Genomic DNA, 2,683 nt, shown 5'->3' on the forward strand with positions numbered 1-2,683 from the left:
CGCACGCGAGACCGTTGCGACGGTGCTGGCCGAAGCGGCTCTGATGCTGGTGCGTGCGATCAGCTCCATGTTGCGAGGAACTCCCCCTGAAATCGTGACTGCCGCACTGCCGACTAACGCTTGAGTTAAGCGGCGGCGAAGCCGTCCGCCTTGAACGATTTGTTAGACCTCAACCCTGATCGCGCAGCGCCTCGGCAACGTCGCTGAGCGCGCCCGAGATACGATCAAGGGCCGAGCCAAGAATTTTCCCGTTTGACGCTGTGGCGAAATCTGCGGAGGCCACCTGCATAAATGCCGCAACCAACGCAGGGTTTGCCTTGGCGAATCCGCTGCCGAACGTCTCATCAATTTCGCGAACTGCGCTAGACATGTAGGCGCCAGCCGTCATTGATGCTTGGCTAAGCAAAGTGTCAAAGCTCGCGGTAATACGGTCGCCCATAGATAAATTCCCTTGATGTGTGACTAAGGTCTAACGCAAAGGTAAGCGGCGGCGGTACGCCGTCCGCTTGACCGCCGTGTTAGACGGCGGTGCCACCACGGCAACGCCCGATGTTAAACGAAGCGACGACGCCCATGCCGCGAACGCAACGGATGCGTTGAGCCTGGCACTGGCGGCGATGCTCGCCGGAGCGGCAGAAGCATCCCCGCAAGCCGCACCCGAAACCGTTGCGACGGCGCTGGCCGAAGCGGCTCTGATGCTGGCGCGTGAGATCAGCTCCATTTTGCGACGAACGCCCCCTGAAATCATGACTGCTGCACTGCCGACTAACGCTTGAGCTAACCGGCGCAAAGACCGCGTAGCGGGATTTGCGTCCGGTTGAGCGAATAGTTAGAGCCCAAACGCTACCTTCATTGCGCGCTCTGCCGTTGTTGGCGGGCGCTGTGGCGAATTGATGACACCAGGCACGACAAGCCGCTTTAGAAATGTTGTGCTCTTTGCGTTGCGAAGGTTTGGATTGCGTTTGAGCGCGACCCCGAAGAGAAACGTTTCGAGGAACTCGATATCCTTGTGTGAATTGCTCGAAGGCTTAGCAAGCCGCCCCGACGGCGTGAGCTTTGAAACGAAGAACAGTTGCGGCGTGACCCCGACCTTTTTGCCGAGCGCCTGATTGTAGTGATTGACCTGATGTGCACCAAGCGCCTCGCCTTTGAACGTTCGCTTGGTAGTGCGACCCACGTACCAAGGAAGTGAGCCGCGCCTAGCTTTTATGACGAAGATATAACACCCACATGCTTCCGACAGTTTGGGAGCGCTGCTGCGGATGGTGGCCCAGAATTTTCTTTGCGATGCTGCGGAATTGTCGATCAGCCCGTTCGACCGTGGGACGTCAAATGGCCCGTGAACTTGGAACTTCATGAATACCCCCCTTTGGGCTCTAACGCTTGAGTTAAGCGGCGGCGGAGCCGTCCGCTTGGACGAGAAGTTAGACGGTTGCGACGAGGTACGCTTGGGCGAGGCTGCTGGCCTGGACGAGCGCAGAACGACGAGCAACCGACCCCCACAAGCTACCAGCTCTGAAAGCGGAGGGCTTGCCGCAATGCCGCGCGAAATGCTGCGGCGGCGAGGGACGACAAGCCAGCGCGAAGCTGGGCGAAACACACGACACGAAAGACCAACACGAGCTACCGACTAACGCTTGAGTTAAGCGGCGGCGGAGCCGTCCGCTTGGACGAGAAGTTAGACGGTTGCGACGCGGTGCGCTTGGGCGAGGCTGCTGGCCTGGACGAGCGCAGAACGACGAGCAACCGACCCCCACAAGCTACCAGCTTTGAAAGCGGAGGGCATTGCCGCAATGCCGCGCGAAATGCTGTTGCGGCGAGGGACGGCAAGCCAGCGCGAAGCTGGGCGAAACACACGACACGAAAGACCAGCACGAGCTACCGACTAACGCTTGAGTTAAGCGGCGCGCGCTTTTCGCGCGTCCGCTTGGACGACTGGTTAGGCGCGCTGCCTCGCTACGGAGAGCGCAACGTATGCCACCAGACTGTAAAAGACGACGCCAACAGGGATGCTAGCAAGGAACGCAAGGAAGTTGAGCGGCGAGCCCTCGTGGATTGGATGCGCCGACGTGCCCACGTTACCCAGCGGCGCGAAACTTTGTAGAAGTGAGTTTTGCCAAAACAGTCCGCTTGCTAACGACGTGAACCCATACGAATCAGCAGCAAACGACAAAGCAATGAGTACAGCCGTTGCCAGAATGCCCAGTGCGATTGCCAACATGATGCGCTTGATCATGGGTTTGAAGCCTAACGCAGAGTTAAGCGGCGCGCGCTTTTTGCGCGTCCGCTTGGACGCCGTGTTAGACGGCGGTGCCCGCACGATACACGAGGCTGACCGAAGCTGAGATGCATGGAGCTTGACCACCCCGACCGCCAAACACTTGAACTTGCGCGTGCGCGCAACGAAGCCATGACACGGGTGCTGCCGCAAGCCGAGCGCATAACGATTGTGCCGATGCCGGCCGAAGCTGCTCTGGTGCTGGTGCGTGCGATGCGCTGCATGTTGCGACGAGCTACCCCTGAAATGACAAATGCGACACCGCCCTCTAACGCAAACCTGATTCCGTGACCACCTCACCATGCCCGTGCCGGCTTACGGACGTCTATACGTCCGTGCCGCGCATAGTGCTTCGCTGTGGTGATTTCGCGGGGCGAAACGCCGCATGAGGGGGTCAACAAGGCG

General features: G+C 59.5%; 5 protein-coding genes. 2 read left to right on the top strand and 3 right to left on the bottom strand.

Going from position 1 to position 2,683, the window contains the following annotated elements:
* Positions 1 to 169: 169 nt before the first annotated feature.
* A complete protein-coding gene (locus tag ACO2Q2_RS17355) occupies positions 170 to 439 on the bottom strand; it encodes a hypothetical protein (protein WP_423257501.1) in 270 nt (89 codons plus the stop codon).
* Between the two features lie 67 nt (positions 440 to 506).
* Here ACO2Q2_RS17355 and ACO2Q2_RS17360 point away from each other — a divergent pair, with 67 nt between their 5' ends.
* A complete protein-coding gene (locus ACO2Q2_RS17360; protein ID WP_423257502.1) occupies positions 507 to 776 on the top strand; it encodes a hypothetical protein in 270 nt (89 codons plus the stop codon).
* Between the two features lie 53 nt (positions 777 to 829).
* Here ACO2Q2_RS17360 and ACO2Q2_RS17365 read toward each other — a convergent pair whose 3' ends face one another.
* Together ACO2Q2_RS17365 and ACO2Q2_RS17370 are read right to left on the bottom strand one after the other, a co-directional pair.
* Positions 830 to 1,357: a hypothetical protein gene (locus tag ACO2Q2_RS17365; protein ID WP_423257503.1), complete on the bottom strand. Its 528-nt coding sequence runs from the start codon at positions 1,355 to 1,357 to the stop codon at positions 830 to 832.
* 582 nt (positions 1,358 to 1,939) lie between these two features.
* Positions 1,940 to 2,236, bottom strand: coding sequence for a hypothetical protein (locus tag ACO2Q2_RS17370; protein WP_423257504.1), 297 nt, complete (start codon positions 2,234 to 2,236; stop codon positions 1,940 to 1,942).
* A gap of 114 nt (positions 2,237 to 2,350) precedes the next feature.
* Between ACO2Q2_RS17370 and ACO2Q2_RS17375 the strand changes: the two genes are divergently transcribed.
* Positions 2,351 to 2,569 (top strand): hypothetical protein, encoded by a 219-nt coding sequence (locus tag ACO2Q2_RS17375; RefSeq protein WP_423257505.1) that lies wholly within the window; start codon positions 2,351 to 2,353, stop codon positions 2,567 to 2,569.
* The last annotated feature ends 114 nt before the right edge of the window (positions 2,570 to 2,683 follow it).

The organism is Dyella sp. KRB-257 (genome assembly GCF_049445995.1).
Classification (GTDB): Bacteria; Pseudomonadota; Gammaproteobacteria; order Xanthomonadales; family Rhodanobacteraceae; genus Dyella_A.